Here is a 253-nt window from a genome sequence, read left to right on the forward strand (position 1 = left end):
ATCGACGAGGCCTTCACCCGCCGCCTCGACCTGGTCGTCGACTTCCCGTTCCCCGACGCCGAACAGCGCGTGGCCCTGTGGCGGCACTGTCTCTCCCACGTGCCGTGCGCCCCCGGCATCGACCCGTCCCCGCAGGCCAAGGACTTCGAGCTGGCCGGCGGCTCGATCCGCAGCGCCGTCGTCACCGCCGCCTACCTGGCGGCCGGACGCGGGGAGCCGGTCGGCGACGGGGACCTGATGGAGGGGGCCCGCC

General features: G+C 75.1%; 1 pseudogene. It reads left to right on the plus strand.

Features of this window, described 5'->3' with window-relative positions:
- Positions 1 to 253 (plus strand): annotated as a pseudogene (locus BZL64_RS41785) (ATP-binding protein); the annotation flags it as partial.

Origin of the sequence: Streptomyces bobili (genome assembly GCF_002154575.1) — a bacterium.
GTDB lineage: Bacteria > Actinomycetota > Actinomycetes > Streptomycetales > Streptomycetaceae > Streptomyces > Streptomyces bobili.